This window comes from Mesorhizobium sp. B2-9-1, from assembly GCF_006439455.1.
Lineage (GTDB): Bacteria > Pseudomonadota > Alphaproteobacteria > Rhizobiales > Rhizobiaceae > Mesorhizobium.
This window is the reverse complement of sequence record NZ_VFTP01000008.1, coordinates 114,997-131,010: the sequence shown is the minus strand read 5'-3', so window position 1 is coordinate 131,010 and position 16,014 is coordinate 114,997. Positions and strand designations below refer to the sequence as shown.

General features: G+C 64.2%; 18 protein-coding genes. 9 read left to right on the top strand and 9 right to left on the bottom strand.

The features are described 5' to 3' along the window. Positions 1-8: 8 nt before the first annotated feature. Complete coding sequence (locus tag FJW05_RS16710) at positions 9-545, top strand: DinB family protein (protein ID WP_140634073.1); 537 nt, start codon at positions 9-11, stop codon at positions 543-545. A 73-nt stretch (positions 546-618) separates the two neighbouring features. Then, a complete protein-coding gene (locus FJW05_RS16705) occupies positions 619-945 on the top strand; it encodes a BrnA antitoxin family protein (protein ID WP_140634071.1) in 327 nt (108 codons plus the stop codon). Between the two features lie 15 nt (positions 946-960). Here the strand turns inward: FJW05_RS16705 and FJW05_RS16700 are convergent, their stop codons facing one another. The 3 genes from FJW05_RS16700 to hppD all read right to left on the bottom strand — a co-directional run bounded on the left by FJW05_RS16700 (position 961) and on the right by hppD (position 2,744). Next, positions 961-1,338: a type II toxin-antitoxin system VapC family toxin gene (locus FJW05_RS16700; RefSeq protein ID WP_140634069.1), complete on the bottom strand. Its 378-nt coding sequence runs from the start codon at positions 1,336-1,338 to the stop codon at positions 961-963. Then, entirely contained in the window at positions 1,335-1,559 is a 225-nt protein-coding gene (locus FJW05_RS16695) for a type II toxin-antitoxin system prevent-host-death family antitoxin (protein WP_140634067.1), read from the bottom strand. The genes FJW05_RS16700 and FJW05_RS16695 overlap by 4 nt, the downstream gene beginning before the upstream one ends. 69 nt (positions 1,560-1,628) lie before the next feature. Continuing rightward, a complete protein-coding gene (gene hppD / locus FJW05_RS16690; protein WP_140634065.1) occupies positions 1,629-2,744 on the bottom strand; it encodes a 4-hydroxyphenylpyruvate dioxygenase in 1,116 nt (371 codons plus the stop codon). Positions 2,745-2,882: 138 nt separating this feature from the next. Between hppD and FJW05_RS16685 the strand changes: the two genes are divergently transcribed. Beyond that, complete coding sequence (locus tag FJW05_RS16685) at positions 2,883-3,350, top strand: Lrp/AsnC family transcriptional regulator (protein WP_140546798.1); 468 nt, start codon at positions 2,883-2,885, stop codon at positions 3,348-3,350. A gap of 74 nt (positions 3,351-3,424) precedes the next feature. On the opposite strand, the gene FJW05_RS16680 is transcribed toward FJW05_RS16685, so the two are convergent. The 4 genes from FJW05_RS16680 to aztA all read right to left on the bottom strand — a co-directional run bounded on the left by FJW05_RS16680 (position 3,425) and on the right by aztA (position 6,653). Beyond that, on the bottom strand, positions 3,425-3,763 hold the full coding sequence (locus FJW05_RS16680) for a TIGR01244 family sulfur transferase (RefSeq protein WP_140634063.1): 339 nt from the start codon (positions 3,761-3,763) through the stop codon (positions 3,425-3,427). Between the two features lie 219 nt (positions 3,764-3,982). Beyond that, positions 3,983-4,924: a zinc ABC transporter substrate-binding protein AztC gene (gene aztC, locus FJW05_RS16675; protein ID WP_140634061.1), complete on the bottom strand. Its 942-nt coding sequence runs from the start codon at positions 4,922-4,924 to the stop codon at positions 3,983-3,985. A 29-nt stretch (positions 4,925-4,953) separates the two neighbouring features. Beyond that, entirely contained in the window at positions 4,954-5,829 is an 876-nt protein-coding gene (aztB, locus tag FJW05_RS16670; RefSeq protein WP_140634059.1) for a zinc ABC transporter permease AztB, read from the bottom strand. Next, positions 5,829-6,653 carry a zinc ABC transporter ATP-binding protein AztA gene (aztA, locus tag FJW05_RS16665; protein WP_140634057.1) on the bottom strand — a complete coding sequence of 275 codons (825 nt, stop codon included), beginning with the start codon at positions 6,651-6,653 and terminating at the stop codon, positions 5,829-5,831. Before aztA ends, aztB begins: the two co-directional genes overlap by 1 nt. Positions 6,654-6,873: 220 nt before the next feature. On the opposite strand from aztA, the gene FJW05_RS16660 reads away from it, so the two are divergent. After that, positions 6,874-7,218 (top strand): RidA family protein, encoded by a 345-nt coding sequence (locus FJW05_RS16660; protein WP_140634055.1) that lies wholly within the window; start codon positions 6,874-6,876, stop codon positions 7,216-7,218. 169 nt (positions 7,219-7,387) lie between these two features. Here the strand turns inward: FJW05_RS16660 and hutC are convergent, their stop codons facing one another. Both hutC and FJW05_RS16650 read right to left on the bottom strand, forming a co-directional pair. Then, positions 7,388-8,134 (bottom strand): histidine utilization repressor, encoded by a 747-nt coding sequence (hutC, locus tag FJW05_RS16655; RefSeq protein ID WP_140634053.1) that lies wholly within the window; start codon positions 8,132-8,134, stop codon positions 7,388-7,390. Between the two features lie 13 nt (positions 8,135-8,147). Beyond that, complete coding sequence (locus FJW05_RS16650; RefSeq protein ID WP_140634051.1) at positions 8,148-9,503, bottom strand: formimidoylglutamate deiminase; 1,356 nt, start codon at positions 9,501-9,503, stop codon at positions 8,148-8,150. A gap of 97 nt (positions 9,504-9,600) precedes the next feature. Between FJW05_RS16650 and hutI the strand changes: the two genes are divergently transcribed. The 5 genes from hutI (at position 9,601) to FJW05_RS16620 (ending at position 15,809) form a co-directional block, all read left to right on the top strand. Further along, positions 9,601-10,830, top strand: coding sequence for an imidazolonepropionase (gene hutI / locus FJW05_RS16645; RefSeq protein WP_181164974.1), 1,230 nt, complete (start codon positions 9,601-9,603; stop codon positions 10,828-10,830). Continuing rightward, a complete protein-coding gene (gene hutH / locus FJW05_RS16640) occupies positions 10,827-12,362 on the top strand; it encodes a histidine ammonia-lyase (RefSeq protein WP_140634047.1) in 1,536 nt (511 codons plus the stop codon). The genes hutI and hutH overlap by 4 nt, the downstream gene beginning before the upstream one ends. A 220-nt stretch (positions 12,363-12,582) precedes the next feature. Further along, positions 12,583-13,401 (top strand): N-formylglutamate deformylase, encoded by an 819-nt coding sequence (gene hutG / locus FJW05_RS16630; protein ID WP_140634045.1) that lies wholly within the window; start codon positions 12,583-12,585, stop codon positions 13,399-13,401. 31 nt (positions 13,402-13,432) lie between these two features. Beyond that, entirely contained in the window at positions 13,433-15,106 is a 1,674-nt protein-coding gene (gene hutU / locus FJW05_RS16625) for a urocanate hydratase (protein WP_181164973.1), read from the top strand. 115 nt (positions 15,107-15,221) lie between these two features. Further along, the gene (locus FJW05_RS16620; RefSeq protein WP_140634041.1) at positions 15,222-15,809 is read left to right on the top strand and encodes a HutD family protein; all 588 of its coding nucleotides are present in this window, start codon (positions 15,222-15,224) and stop codon (positions 15,807-15,809) included. The last annotated feature ends 205 nt before the right edge of the window (positions 15,810-16,014 follow it).

The following is a 16,014-nucleotide window of genomic DNA, read 5'->3' as shown; positions in this document are numbered from 1 at the left end:
TTGACCCGGTGACCATGCTGGAGCACCTGCGCCGCATGGCGCGCAACAATCTCTGGTCGAACGACCGGCTCTATCGTGCCGTGCTGGCGCTTCAGCCCGGCGAGTTCGAGGCCGGGCGCACCAGCTTCTTTCCGTCGATCGGGGAGACGCTTAACCACATCCTGGCAGTCGACCTTCTCTATCTCGACTTCCTGACCAACGGTGGCCTCGGAGCCTCGGCTTATGATGATTTCGTGCCCTTCAACGACGCAGTCGGGCTGTCCGAGGCACAGGCCGATTTCGACCGCAAGCTGATCGCCTTTTGCGACGGTCTGTCCGAGGCCGATCTCGATCGTCGCGTCATCACCGACCGGCGCGAGGACGGCATGATCCCCGAGCGGATCGGCGACATCCTCGCGCATGTCTTCTTGCACGACATCCACCACCGCGGGCAGGTGCATGCCATGCTTTCCGGCACCTCGGTCGCGCCCCCGCAGCTCGACGAATTCCTGCTCGACTATGACCTGAAGCTCAGAAAGGATGAAGTCGAGCGACTGGGGTTGTGAACGAGACGACCTGAAGAGGGCATTTCGATAATTTCGATGCGGCCGGCCAACCAGGCGGAAAGGAGATTGTTCGATGGCAAAGTCTAAGCTGAACATCACGAAGCCAGACAAGGAATTCCAGCCAGGCAAGGGCTTCACGAAGGAAGACTGGGACACCGTTTCCGACAATCCCGAGTGGACTGAGGAGGACTTTCGAAACGCTCGTCCCTTCACCGAGGTCTTTCCCGACCTTGCCGAAAGCATTCGCCGATCGCGTGGCCGACCGGCGCTCGACAATCCGAAGAAGCAGGTGACGCTGCGGCTCGATAGCGACGTGATTGCCCGCTTTCGCGCCGGCGGACCCGGCTGGCAGAGCCGGATCAACGATATCCTGCGCAAAGCCGCCGGCCTCCAAAAGTAGCTCGATCGCATGGCGTCAGGCCAATGCGACCTCATAACGGGCGAAATGCGGGTCCGATGTCAGGATTGCAAGCTTCTCCATTTGCGCTTGTGCAATCAGCAGCCGGTCGAATGGATCGCCGTGGTGCAGAGGTAAGTCGCCGACTGCGTGCGCGTGCTGCAAGGTAACGGCCAGGGGCTGAAACCGCATCCTCGGCAGCAACACCGGCAGATCGTCTGACGCTTGAAGCTTTCCAATTGACCGTTTGATGGCGATCTCCCAAACGCTTGCCGCGCTGGCGAAGACCACTGCCTCCGATGCGAGGATAGCGCGATGGTGGCCGCTGAGGCGTCGATCGTCCGAAATAGACCAGAGGATGATATGCGTATCGGCGAGAAACGCGCCGGTCGTCATTTGACGTACTCGTCCCATTCGGGACCGAGTTCGTCAAAGTCGTCCGCAATCCAGATCTTGCCCTTCAAGGCGCCGATACGCGGCAGCGGTTCCACGACTGCCGGGGGTACAATACGCGCGGCCACCTTGCCGTGGCGCGTCAGCACGATCTCCTCACCGGCTTCCGCGCGGCTTACGAGCTCCGACAATTTGGCCTTAGCTTCGGCGATGGACACATTCATGGACGCGATCCTTTATGACCATAATTTAGGTCATAATTGATCGCGCCGCAACAATCTGAATCGAGCGGCTTAGGCCGCCTTGCCGTCCAGCTTGATCACGCCGCGCTTGATCTGGTCCTGCTCGATCGATTCGAAGAGCGCGCGGAAATTGCCTTCGCCAAAACCTTCGTCGCCCTTGCGCTGGATGAACTCGAAGAAGATCGGGCCGATCACGGTTTTGGAAAAGATCTGCAGCAGGATCTTGGTCGTGCCGCCGTCAACGACGCCTTCGCCGTCGATCAGGATGCCGTGCTTCTTCATGCGCTCGATCGGCTCGTCGTGGCCGTGCACGCGCTCATGCGACATCTCGTAATAAGTGTCGGGCGGGCCGGGCATGAATTTCAGCCCGTTGGCGGCGAGCTTGTCGGTGGCCTCGTAGATCGCATCGGTGCCGACCGCGATATGCTGGATGCCCTCGCCATTGTACTTCTTCAGATACTCGGCGATCTGGCTGGTCTCGTCCTTGGACTCGTTCAGCGGAATGCGGATCTTGCCGCAGGGCGAGGTGATGGCGCGGCTGACAAGGCCGGTGATCTTGCCGTCGATGTCGAAGAAATGGATCTGCTTGAAGCCGAACAGGTCGCGATAAAAATCCCACCATTTGTCCATGTTGCCGCGATAGACATTGTGGGTGAGGTGGTCGAGATAATAGAAGCCGACGCCTTCGGGCTTCGGGTCGCGCTCGCCCAACCACTCGAACTCGGCGTCATAGGCCGAGCCTTTCTCGCCATGGGCTTCGATGAAATAAAGCAGCGAGCCGCCGATGCCGACGATGGCCGGCACGTCGAGCGCCTTGTCGGTTCCCTCATAGGGCGTGGCACCCTTCGACACGGCATGGTCGAAGGCATGTTTGGCATCGACCACGCGCCACGCCATCGAGGCGGCGCAGGGGCCGTGCTTTTCGACGAACTTCATCGCATGCGAGCCGGGCTCGGCATTGACGACATAATTGATGTCGCCCTGGCGCCAGACTGTGATGTCCTTGCTGCGGTGCCTTGCGACCGCGACATAGCCCATGCGGGTGAACAAATCCGCGAGCTTTTCGGGCTCCGAATGCGCGAACTCGACGAATTCGAAACCGTCGGTGCCGGCCGGGTTTTGCTTGTTGATCTTGGCTGGCGGGGCGTCGTGCGGGAAGGGGCCCATGGCAGTCCTCCGAAAGCTGTTGCGGCCGTGCTTGGCCGATTTTCGCGATGATAGCGCGCAGTATCCGCACGGTGCTTGCATTCAACCGCTTGAAATGCTCATCATGTGCGCAATTTGTGCATGAATGGAGAGAAATTCATGGATGATGCGCGTCTCGATCAATTTGATCGCAAGATAATGGCGCTTCTGCAGGATGATGCGCGATTCACCAACAGCGATCTGGCGGAGCGCGTGAACCTGTCGCCCTCGCAATGCTCGCGCCGCCGTCTGCGGCTGGAAGAGGACGGCTATATCAAGGGCTACCGCGCCGTGCTCGACCGCGACCGTCTGGGTTTTTCGCTGGTCAACGTCATCTCGGTGACTTTAGCCACCCACAACCGCGATAACGCCCGCCGCTTCGGCGAGTTGGTCGCCCGCCTGCCCGAAGTGCAGGAGGCGCACGCGCTGACCGGCGAGATGGACTACATACTGAAGGTGGTGACGCCCGATCTCAAATCGTTGTCCGAATTCGTCAACGGCGTGCTCCTGCCGCACGAATCCGTGCAGCACGTGAAGACGGCGATCGTGCTGGAGACGCTTAAGGAAACCGGTGCGCTGCCGATTTAAATTTTCGCAAATTTATCGGATACGACGGCGCGAAGGATCGCCAGCCTGCGGAGTTGGCCTATCGCGCTAAGCCGTCACCCCCGCTGCTGCTGGATCAGCCCATAAAGATTGGTGCAGCGCGCGCCTGAGCGGCAATAGGCGAACACCGGGCCTTCCAGCTCGTCGAGCGCAGCCGCTTGGTCCTCGACATTGTCCATGGTGATCTGGCCGCTGATGACCGGGATGTAGCGGAAGCCGAGGCCGGCCGCCTCGGCCGCCGCCTTGACGGCATCGGCCGAAGGCTGGCCCGGCTGTTCGTCGTCCGGCCGGTTGCAGATCACGCTTTTGAAGCCGGCGTCCTTGATGGCGGCGATGTCCTGCGGCTGGATCTGGCCGGAGACCGAATAGTCGTCGCTGATCTGGCGGTATTCCATGGTGTGGTCCTCGCAATCTCTTTGGCGCAGTCATGCCACCCCGGGACATGAGCGGCAATCCGTACGAGCGGATTTCTCTGCCAAATAGAGAATGTGGGCCGGAAAATCCAACCGGGCTCCCGCAGCGCCGCGTACCTCTTGGACACGCAATGGACGCTGCGGCAACCCAAAATGCCGGCCCGGTTGGATGCCTCGCCGCTCAGCTGCCGAGGATGCCGCTCAGCTGCCGAGGATAGCGCCTTTGATCTGCGTGATGTTGTTGTGCATCATGTCGATATAGGTCGATGCCGGTCCATCGGACCCCGACAGCGCATCCGAATAGAGCGTGCCGCCGACCTTGATGCCGGTCTCGCCGGCGATCTGCTCGATCAGCCGCGGATTGGTGATGTTTTCCACGAAGATCGCCGCCGCCTTGTCCTGCTTGACTTGGCCAACCAGCTTGGCGACATCGGCCGCCGACGGTTCGGAATCGGTCGAGATGCCCTGCGGCGCCAGGAAGGTCAGGCCGTAGTCGTGCTCGAAATAGCCGAAGGCGTCATGCGAGGTGATGACGACGCGCTTGGCTTGGGGGATCGACTGGATCGCCGCCTTCACTTCGCCGTCCAGCGCATCGAGCTTGGCGGTGTAGGCGGCGGCATTGGCCTTGTAGCTGTCGCAGCCTGCGCTATCGGCCGTGCAGAACGCCTCGGCGATGTTCTTCACATAGATCTTGGCGTTGGCGATCGACTGGAAGGCGTGCGGATCGGTGACGGTCTTGCCGCCGCCAGTGCCAGCACCTTCGGCGGCGTCCGCATCGGCGAATTCCGGCTTGAAGTCGATCGGCGTCACGCCCTTGGTCAGCGTCACGATCGCGGCCTTGGTGGCGCTGGCGTCGACCAGGCGCTGGAGAAAACCTTCGAAATGCAGGCCGTTGACCAGCACCACGTCTGCTTTGGCCATCGCCACCGCGTCCGCCGGGCTCGGCTCATAGACATGGGCGTCGCCGTCCGGCCCGACGATGGTGGTGATGTTCACCCGGTCGCCGCCGACATTTTTCGCAAAGTCGGCAATCACGGTGAAGCTCGCTACGACCTTGAGCGGCGCCGCGAAAGCGGACGATGTTGCGAAAGCGCTTAATGTTATAACACTCAACGTCAGCGCGGCACGGAAGGATTTCAGCATTGGGTGGTCTCCTTGCTTGAGGATTGCGGTCAGGCGGTTCGGTGTCGGTGATGCACGATGCGGGCACGCAGCACGCCGCGCGTGCCGAACAGGATCGAGCAGAAATAGACGACGCCGGCCGAAAGGATGATCGCCGGGCCGGAGGGCAGCGAGGCGTGGTAGGACAGGAGCAGTCCGGCGATGCAGGAGGCGAAGCCGATCAGCACCGCCAGCGCGCACATCGGCTCCACGCGCGCCGTCCAGAAGCGGGCCGCGGCGGCCGGTAGCATCATCAGCCCGACCGACAGCAGCGTGCCCAAAGCCTGGAAGCCGCCGACGAGGTTGAGCACGACGAGGCCTAAGAAGATGAAATGCACCGGGCTGCCCATGCGGCTCACCGAGCGCAGGAACAGCGGGTCGAGGCATTCGGCGACAAGCGCGCGCCAGAAGATGGCGAGACAGGCGAGCGTCACCGCCACGATGCCGCCGATCAGGATGAGCGCCTCGTCGTTGAGCGCCAGCACCGTGCCGAACAGCACATGCATCAGGTCGACGCTGGAGCCGCGGATCGACACCATCAGCACGCCGACGGCCAGCGAGATGAGATAGAAGGCCGCCATCGAGGCGTCCTCGCGCTGGATGGTGAAGCGAGAGACGGCGCCAGCGCCGAGCGCGACGATGATGCCGGCGATCAGCCCGCCGATGGTCATCGGCAGGATTTCGAGGCCATAAAGCAGGAAGCCGGCGGCAGCGCCGGGCAGGATGGCATGCGCCATCGCGTCGCCCGACAGGCTCATGCGCCTGAGCATCAGGAAGACGCCGACCGGGCAGGCGCCGAGCGACAGCATCAGCGAGCCGAACAGCGCCCGCTGCATGAAGGCGAAGTCGGCGAAGGGCGCGATGAACAGGCCGTAGAGGAAATCCATCACGCCGCCCTCGGCCCGGAGCCGTGATGATGGTCGTGTCGGGGGTCATGCGCATGATCATGATCTTCGTGATCATGGCTGTGCTCATGCCCACTCGGCTCGCACCAGGGCGCGTTTTCTTCCCACGCCTCGTGGAAGCGCCTTGCCTTGAGCAGGTTTTCGGGCCGCAGCGTGTCCTTGGTCTCGCCCCAGGCGACGGGCTGACGGGCAAGCAGCAGCGTCTCAGGGAAATTCTGCCGCACCAGATCGAGATCGTGAATCACGACCATGATCGTGCGCTCCTCGCCATGCCAGCGCTTTATCAACTGGATGAGATCGCCGACCGTCTTGGCGTCGACCGCATTGAACGGCTCGTCGAGCAGGATAAGATCGGCGTCCTGCAGAAGCACGCGAGCAAACAGCGTGCGCTGCAACTGGCCGCCGGACAGCGTGTCGATCGGCCGCTTCTCGAAGCCGCCGAGCCCGACCGCCATCAGCGCCCTGCTGACGGAGTCGCGGTCTTCCCCGGTGTAGCGGCCGAGCATGCCGCGCTTCGGCCACAGGCCGAGCGAGACCAGGTCGACGACGCGCGCCGGAAAGGAGCGGTCGAGCTCCGACTGCTGTGGCAGATAGGCGGTACGGACGCCCGGCATGCGGACCACCGCGCCTTCCATCGGCTTCAGCACGCCCACAATGCCCTTCATCAGCGTCGATTTGCCCGAGCCGTTGGCGCCCACCACCGCGGTCAGCGAACCTTTGCGGACGGTGCCGTTCAAATGATGGATGGCCGCGTGGCTGTTGTAGCCCAGCGTCAGGTCGCGGAAGGTCAGGCAGGCATTGGTCATCGGGCGGCGGTCCGCGAAATCGAGTGCGCTGTCGATATGTGATGTTATTACATTAGTCAACACGCCAGGCTGGCGCAATTGTGTCACGACCGGTCAACTCGCCGTGTAGGTGGGCGGCAGAGACCGGACAATTGGCTCAATTGGTTTCGTGTCCGCCGGCCTTGCCCCGCGCCGGCCCGGACTCTAAAGAGCAGCGACTCCCATAACGAAGGAACCTCCAATGAGCATTCGTCGCATCGATGTCGGCCCGCGCATGAGCCAGATCGTCATCCATGGCAACACCGTCTATCTGGCCGGCCAGGTCGGCGAGCCCGGCGGCAACGTCGCTTCGCAGACCCGCGACATCCTCAAGACCATCGACGAATTGCTGGCCAAGGCCGGCACCGACAAGACCAAGATCGTCCAGGCGATCATCTGGCTGGCCGACATAGGCACCTTCGCCGAAATGAATTCGGAATGGGACAAGTGGGTGCCGCAGGGCCACACCCCGGCGCGCGCCACCGGTGAAGCCAAGCTCGCCGCCCCGGAGTATCTGGTCGAGATCATTGTGACGGCGGCGATTTAAGCGCCCGCTTTTCCTTCTCCCCTTGTGGGAGAAGGTGGCCGCGAAGCGGCCGGATGAGGGGTGCTCCAGGGAATGCCAGCGTCTCACTCCGCTGGAACACCCCTCATCCGTCTCGGCGCTGAAGCGCCGATCCACCTTCTCCCGCAAGGGGAGAAGGGACCGCTGGCACTCACCCCTGCGATGGCGTGAATCTTGCCACCAGCGTGTGGCTTTCCGCCGGATAGACGAACCGAACATGTGTCACCGGATGCTCGGCGCTCCAGGTGCGGCGTTCGACCACCAGGCAGGGCGCGCTCGCGTCGATATCCAGCGCATCGGCGATCGTCTCGTCGGCGGCCATGGCGCGGATGCGGTGCTCGGCCTCGCTCCATGGCACGCGGCCGATCAGCCAGGGGCCCGGCGCGATATCGAGAAATTCCTCCTCGCCGGCCTCGGCCACCGCTGAAAGATTGATCAGCCGCTGCTCGAGCGCGAACGGCCGTTCGCCGGCAAAATGCAGACCCTCCAGCGCCAGCACCGGACCCGGCGCGGAAAGTCCGAGCAGCGCTCGGTCCTCGGCGCCGCTGCGCCGCTTGACACGTTCCAGCCGCTCATAGCGATAGGGCAGGCCGAGCGCCTCGACCTCTATCCTGATGTCGTGCAGCTCCAGCACCGCCGCCTGCGACTGCGGCTGGCGCACGAAACTACCGGAGCGGCGGCGGCGCTCGATCAACCCGGCCTTGGCAAGTTGCGACAGCGCCTTGTTCACCGTCATGCGCGAGCAATTATAGTGAGCCGTCAGCTCGTGCTCGAAGGGGATGCGATGGCCCGGCGCCCAGGCGCCCGACAGGATCTTTTCGCGGATATCCGACAGGATGCGTTGATGCAGCGAGAGGATCTCGCCGCCTTCGATGTCATCTATCTCGACAAGGCTCATCGGATGTTCCTGTTCAGCGCTGCGACAATGCGGTCATGACATCGCGGAACCGCTTGGCAACCGCCTCGCGCTTGGCATGCCTGCCGCCGCTGACCTGCTTTTTGCCATGCACCCACACGCAATCGACCTTGCTGCCATTGGCAAAGATCCAGGCGTCGAGGACCGCGTCGCCCGCCTTGCCGGCAAGCGAAGCATGGCCGCCGTCGAGCGAGACCAAATCGGCAGGGCCGCCGGCGGCAATCCGCGACTGGCCTGCGCCGAGCGCCTGGCTGCCGCCGTCGAACGAGGCGTCGAACAGCGCGCGCCCCGTCGAGCCTCCGGCGCGGGCCAGCACATTGCGGGCACGATGGGCGAGGCGCTGCGAATATTCGAGCTGCCGAAGCTCGTCCGGCAGGCCGATCAGCACGTTGGAGTCGGAGCCGACCCCAAAGCGGCCACCATGCTCGATGAACAGTGGCGCCGCGAACGTACCGTCGCCGAGATTGGCTTCGGTGATCGGACAGAGCCCGGCGATGGCGCCGGTCCGGGCCATGGCGATCGTCTCGACCTCGGTCATATGGGTGGCATGGATCAGGCACCAGCGCTTGTCGACTTTGGCGTTGGCGAGAAGGAATTCGACTGGACGCATTCCCGACCAGGCGACGCAGTCCTCGACTTCCTTCACCTGTTCGGCGACGTGGATATGGATCGGTCCGTCCGGCGCCATCGCGGCGATCGCATCGAGCTCGTCCGGTGTTGCGGCGCGCAGGCTGTGCGGCGCAACGCCGACGACGGCCTGCTCCAGCGAATGAACCCCCTCGCGGCTTTTCTCAAGCAGACGCCCGAAGCGCTCGACATCATTTATGAATCGCCGCTGGCCCTGGTTGGGTGCGGCGCCGCCGAAGGACGAATGGGCGTAAAAGACAGGCAGCAGCGTCAGGCCAATGCCGGTGTCTGAGGCGGCAGCCGAGATCCGCTCTGCCATCTCAGCGATATTGGCGTAAGGCTGTCCGTCGCGATCGTGGTGCAGGTAGTGGAACTCGCCGACGCGCGAAAAGCCGGCCTCCAGCATTTCGACATAAAGCTGCGCCGCCACAGCCTCGACCTGGTCCGGCGTCATCGACAGCGCGAAGCGGTACATCACTTCGCGCCAGCTCCAGAAACTGTCGGCCGAAGGTCCGCGCAATTCGGCCAGACCCGCCATGCCGCGCTGGAAGGCGTGGCTGTGCAAATTGGGCATGCCGGGCATGACGATGGCGTGGCGCTCGTCGCCTGCTTGCGCGGAAGCGCCGGCCTCGACCTTCGAGATGCGGCCGCCGTCGAAAGCGATCCTCACATTGCTTTGCCAGCCCTCGGGCAGAAGCGCCTGTTCCGCAAAGATCGCCGTCACCTGCGTCTCCAAATCTTGATGCGTGAGCGACGATATTGCTTGCGTCGCGTTTCAATATGTATATACATAATCGCCGTCCTTTCAAATGGAAAAGATGATGGGTGGAGCAAACAACAGGAGCGGCCATCGGGTCTGGCGCAATGCGCGCCTGGCGACCATGGCCGAGGGTGCGGCCGGCCTCGGCATCGTCGAGAAAGGCGCGGTCGCCGCGCGTGACGGGCTTATCGTCTATGCCGGCCCCGAAGCCGACATGCCGGCTGCGGCCGGGCAGGGCGCCGAGACTGTCGATTGCGCTGGACGCTGGATCACCCCCGGCCTGATCGACTGTCACACGCATCTTGTCTATGCGGGAAATCGCGCCAACGAGTTCGAGATGCGGCTGGCCGGCGCCACATATGAGGAAGTGGCACGCGCAGGGGGTGGCATCGTCTCCTCGGTCAGGTCGCTGCGCGCCGCGAGCGAGGACGAGCTGGTCACCCAGACCCTGCCGCGGCTCGACGCGCTGATCGCCGAAGGCGTCACCACCGTCGAGGTCAAGTCCGGCTATGGCCTTGATGCCGACAATGAGAAGAAGTCGCTGCGCGCCGCCCGCCGGCTGGCCAGTGAGCGGCCGGTGACGATCCGCACCACTTGTCTCGCCGCCCACGCCCTGCCGCCGGAAGCCAAGGGCGACAGGGACGCGTTCATCGATCTCGTCGCCGGCACGATCCTCCCCGAGGTCGCCGCCGAAAAGCTCGCCGACGCGGTCGATGGTTTTTGCGAGGGCATCGCCTTCTCGCCGGAGCAAATGGCGCGCGTGTTCGATAAGGCAAAGGCGCTCGGCCTGCCCGTAAAACTCCACGCCGACCAACTCTCCAATCTGCATGGCGCGGCGCTTGCCGCCCGCTATGGCGCACTATCGGCCGACCATCTCGAATATACGGACGAGGAAGGCGCCGCCGCGATGGCCAAGGCCGGCACTGTGGCGACGATCCTGCCCGGCGCTTACTACTTCATCCGCGAGACGAAGAAGCCGCCGCTCGATCTCTTCCGCCGCCACGGCGTGAAAATGGCTGTCGCCACCGACTCCAATCCCGGCACCTCGCCGCTTACTTCGCTGCTGCTCACCATGAACATGGCCGCGACGCTGTTCGGCATGACCGTCGACGAATGCCTCGCCGGTGTCACTCGCGAAGCCGCGCGGGCGTTGGGCTTGCTTGAAAGCACCGGCACGCTGGAAGCCGGCAAATTGGCCGATCTCGCCATCTGGGACATCGTGCGCCCAGCCGAACTCGTCTACCGCATGGGCTTCAACCCGCTCCATGCCCGTATCTGGAGAGGACAATGACCGAACTTACCCTGACGCCCGGCAACGCGACGCTTGCCGACTGGCGCGACATCTATCGCGGCGCCGTGCCGCGGCTTGACGCCGCCTGCCGGCCGAAGATCCGGGACAGCGCCGAGGCCGTCGCCCGCATCGTCGCCAAGGGCGAGCCGGTCTATGGCATCAACACCGGCTTCGGCAAGCTGGCCAGTGTCCGCATCCCGGCTGACGATCTCGAAACGCTCCAGCGCAACATCGTGCTGTCCCATGCCGCCGGCGTCGGCGAGCCGATGCCCGTCGCCGTGGTGCGGCTGATGATGGCGCTGAAGCTCGCCAGCCTGGCCCAAGGCGCATCCGGCGTGCGGCCCCAGACTATCGAATTGCTTGAAGCGATGCTCGCCAACGACGTCATTCCGGTTGTGCCGGCGCAAGGCTCGGTCGGCGCTTCCGGCGACCTCGCGCCGCTTTCGCATATGACCGCCGTCATGATCGGCGTCGGCGAATGCTTTACCCCGCATGGCCGGTTCCCGGCCAAGGTCGCCTTCGTCTCGCATGGACTGGAGCCGGTGACATTAGGCGCCAAGGAGGGTCTCGCGCTGCTCAACGGCACGCAGTTCTCGACCGCCTTCGCGCTGGCCGGCCTGTTCGAAGCGGAGGTGCTTTACCAGTCGGCGCTGGTCGCCGGCGCGCTGTCGACCGATGCCGCCAAAGGTTCGGACGCCCCCTTCGACCCGCGCATCCATCTGTTGCGCAAGCATCGCGGCCAGATCGAGACGGCGGACGCGCTGCGCAATCTCATGGCCGGCAGCGCCATTCGTGAATCGCACCGTGTCGGCGACGAGCGCGTGCAGGATCCGTACTGCCTGCGCTGCCAGCCGCAGGTGATGGGCGCCGCGCTCGACGTGCTTCGCAAGGCCGCCGATACGCTCGAGACGGAGGCCAACGGCGTCACCGATAACCCGCTGATCTTCGCCGAGGACGACACCGCGCTTTCAGGCGGCAATTTCCACGCCGAGCCGGTGGCCTTCGCCGCCGACATGATTGCGCTCGCCGTCTGCGAGATCGGCTCGCTGTCGGAGCGTCGCATTGCCATGCTGGTCGACCCGGCACTGTCCGGCATGCCGGCCTTCCTCACACCGAAGCCGGGTTTGAACTCCGGTTTCATGATCCCGCAGGTGACGGCGGCAGCGCTCGTTTCCGAAAACAAGCAGAAGGCCTATCCGGCGAGCGTCGATTCCATTCCGACTTCGGCCAACCAGGAAGATCATGTCTCGATGGCCGCCCACGGCGCGCGCCGGCTGCTCGGCATGATCGAGAATGCGACCGCCGTCATCGGCATCGAATTGCTGGCCGCCGCGCAAGGCTGCGATTTTCACGCGCCGCTTGCGTCCAGCGATGCGCTGGAGGCGGTGCGCAAATTGGTCCGGGCCGAAGTCCCGCATCTCGACAATGACCGCCATTTCCATCCCGACATGGAGAAGGCGATCGCCATGGTCCGCAGCGGCGCCGCGGTGAATGCGGCGGGTGCCGTGAAGCTGCCGGGGATTGCGTCGTGAGAGCGCTCTCCAGGATAGGTCGCGTTCCGTCGCGCCCCCCTCTGGCCTGCCGGCCATCTCCCCCTCTAGGGGGGAGATCAGCAGCGGCTTTGGCGCCGCTCTTCCTTCAACGCAGGCGATTGGCGAAGGCCGGCGCGACAGCCAATCTCCCCCCAAGAGGGGGAGATGCCCGGCAGGGCAGAGGGGGGCGCCGTAGAGTTCCAGCTTGCGGAGGTCTCTCATGACCTCACCCAATTGGCTCACCGTCACCCAGGGCACCGCGCCGCTGCTGGTTTCGATCCCGCACACCGGCATCGACCTTGCCGGCCTCGACTCGCGCCTCGTCTCGACCTGGCTCGGCCGGCGCGACTGCGACTGGTGGATCGACAAGCTCTATGATTTCGCGACCGACCTCGGCGCCACGGTCGTGCACACCGCCATCTCGCGTACCGTGATCGACGTCAATCGCGATCCGTCGGGCGTTTCGCTCTATCCCGGGCAGGCGACGACCACCCTTTGCCCGACAGACACTTTTGACGGCGATCCGCTCTACCGCATGGGTGAGGAGCCGAGCCCATCCGAGATCGATCAGCGCCGCGCGGCCTATTTCGAGCCTTACCATGCCGCCCTGCAGGCCGAGATCGACCGGCTACGCGGCATGCATGACAAGATCGTGCTCTATGACTGCCATTCGATCCGCTCGGTGCTGCCGCGCCTGTTCGACGGCACGCTGCCGGTCTTCAACCTCGGTACGAATGATGGCAAGAGCGCCGATCCCGTGCTGCAGGAAAAAGTGGCCGCCATCCTGGCCGCGACCGGCGAGACCTGGGTGGCCAACGGCCGCTTCAAGGGCGGCTGGATCACCAGAAGCTTCGGCCAGCCCGGGAACGGCGTGCATGCGCTGCAGATGGAGCTCTCCAACCGCGGCTACATGCGCGAGCCTGCGGAAAAAGGTTCGCCGGAAAACTGGCCGGTACCTTACGACCCAAGCTACGCCGCGCCGATCCGCGCCACGCTGAAAACAATCCTCGAAACCGCCATTGACTGGGCCGGGCGCTGACCCGCGCCGCCCGCCTTGCTTGAAAGGGACAATGATGACCGATCCTCGTCACAACATCCGTGAAGTGCGCGCCCCCCGCGGCGACAAGCTCAATGCTCGCTACTGGACGACGGAAGCGCCGCTGCGCATGCTGATGAACAATCTCGACCCGGAGGTCGCCGAGAACCCGAACGAGCTCGTCGTCTATGGCGGCATCGGCAGGGCGGCGCGCACCTGGAACGATTTCGACCGCATCGTCGCTTCGCTGAAGACGCTGGGCGAGGACGAGACGCTGCTAGTGCAGTCGGGCAAGCCGGTCGGTGTTTTCAAGACCCACGCCAACGCGCCGCGCGTGCTCATCGCCAACTCCAACATCGTGCCGCACTGGGCAACCTGGGAGAAGTTCAACGAGCTCGATAGGAAGGGCCTGATGATGTACGGCCAGATGACGGCCGGCTCCTGGATCTATATCGGCACGCAGGGCATCGTTCAGGGCACCTACGAGACTTTCGTGGAAGCCGGCCGCCAGCACTATAATGGCGACCTCAAGGGCAAGTGGATCCTGACCGGCGGCCTTGGCGGCATGGGCGGCGCCCAACCCCTGGCAGCCGTCATGGCCGGCGCTTGCTGCCTTGCCATCGAGTGCAACCCGGACTCGATCGATTTCCGCCTGCGCACCCGCTATGTCGACGAGAAGGCCGAGACGCTCGACGAAGCGATGGAGATGATTAATCGCTGGACCAAGGCCGGCGAAGCAAGATCGGTCGGCCTGCTCGGCAACGCCGCCGAGATCGTGCCGGAGATGTTCAGGCGCGGCATCCGCCCCGACATCCTCACCGACCAGACCTCGGCGCATGACCCGATCAACGGCTATCTGCCGAAGGGCTGGTCGATGGCCGAGTGGCGCGAGAAGCGCACCTCGGATCCGAAGGCCGTCGAGAAGGCCGCCCGCGCCTCGATGCGCGAGCATGTCGAGGCGATGGTGGCGTTCTGGAACGCCGGCGTGCCGACGCTCGACTACGGCAACAACATCCGCCAGGTCGCCAAGGACGAGGGTTTCGAGAACGCCTTTGCATTCCCGGGCTTCGTGCCGGCCTATATCCGGCCGCTGTTCTGCCGTGGCATCGGCCCGTTCCGCTGGGCCGCTCTCTCGGGCGATCCGGAAGATATCTACAAGACCGACGCCAAGGTGCGCGAGCTCACCCCCGGCAACACCCATCTGCACAACTGGCTCGACATGGCGCGCGAGCGCATCTCGTTCCAGGGATTGCCGGCGCGCATCTGCTGGGTCGGCCTCGGCGACCGCCACCAGCTCGGTCTCGCCTTCAACGAAATGGTCGCCAAGGGCGAGCTCAAGGCGCCGGTCGTCATCGGCCGCGACCATCTCGATTCCGGCTCGGTCGCCTCGCCGAACCGCGAGACCGAAGCGATGAAGGACGGCTCCGACGCCGTTTCCGACTGGCCGCTGCTCAACGCGCTGCTCAACACCGCGTCCGGCGCGACCTGGGTGTCGCTGCACCATGGCGGCGGCGTCGGCATGGGCTTCTCGCAGCATGCCGGCATGGTCATCGTCGCCGACGGCACGGCTGACGCGGCTAAGCGCCTGGAACGTGTGCTGTGGAACGACCCGGCGACCGGCGTCATGCGCCATGCCGACGCCGGCTACGACATCGCCATCGAATGCGCCAAGGAGCACCAGCTTAACCTGCCGGGCATCCTGGGCTGAGCATGATGCCGAAAAGTGTGAGGCGGTTTTCGGGCAACATCATGCTCCTAACCAAAAAGACAGAGCTGGATGATTTCAGGTCGAATCGACTTGAAATCGTCCGGGTCTGAGCCGAATGCGCATCCTTCGTGCCGCCGATTACCGCGTTATGCCGTGGAAGAATGGCGGCGGCACCACCACCGAGATCGCCGTTTCGCCCGACGGCGCCGGGTTCGAGGATTTCGACTGGCGCGTCTCGATGGCCCGGGTCGAGACGAGCGGGCCGTTCTCAAGCTTCGCGGGCATAGATCGAACACTGTCGGTGCTGGAAGGCGAGGGGATCATTCTCGACATTGCCGGCCAGGCGCCGGCGCGGTTGACCACCGCCTCAGCGCCGCTCGCCTTTCCGGGCGACGTGCCGACCGGCGCGGCGCTGATCGGCGGCCCGATCACCGATCTCAACATCATGACCCGCCGTGGCCGCATGGCCCATGATGTCGAGCGCCGGTCTTTCACCGCCGAGATTCGGATCGCGCCGCGCGCCGACACCACCCTCGTTCTTGCCGTCGGTGCCGGCGCCACACTCATCACGGACGCTCGGCCGAGCCTCGGACCGCTCGACACGCTGATCCTCGACCGCGACAGCCCGGAATCGCGGCTTCAGCCCAAGGGGCGGGGCCTGCTTTTCGTGATCGGGCTCCACCGCCTCGCGGCCAACCATTAACGGCTGTTGCCAAACATGATCGCGGCTTGGGCGAATTATCGCCCGGCCCCTTGCATGTACCACGAAAAAGCCTGAATCCTTGCCCTGATCCAACCGGGGGCGGAGAGCGAGGGGCGTTCGCCCAAAAGCTGTCGAAAGGGCACGCCCCTGTTGTGGTGCGCAGAACAAACTTTCGGCCAACCAGTCATGCAACCAATTGCAATTG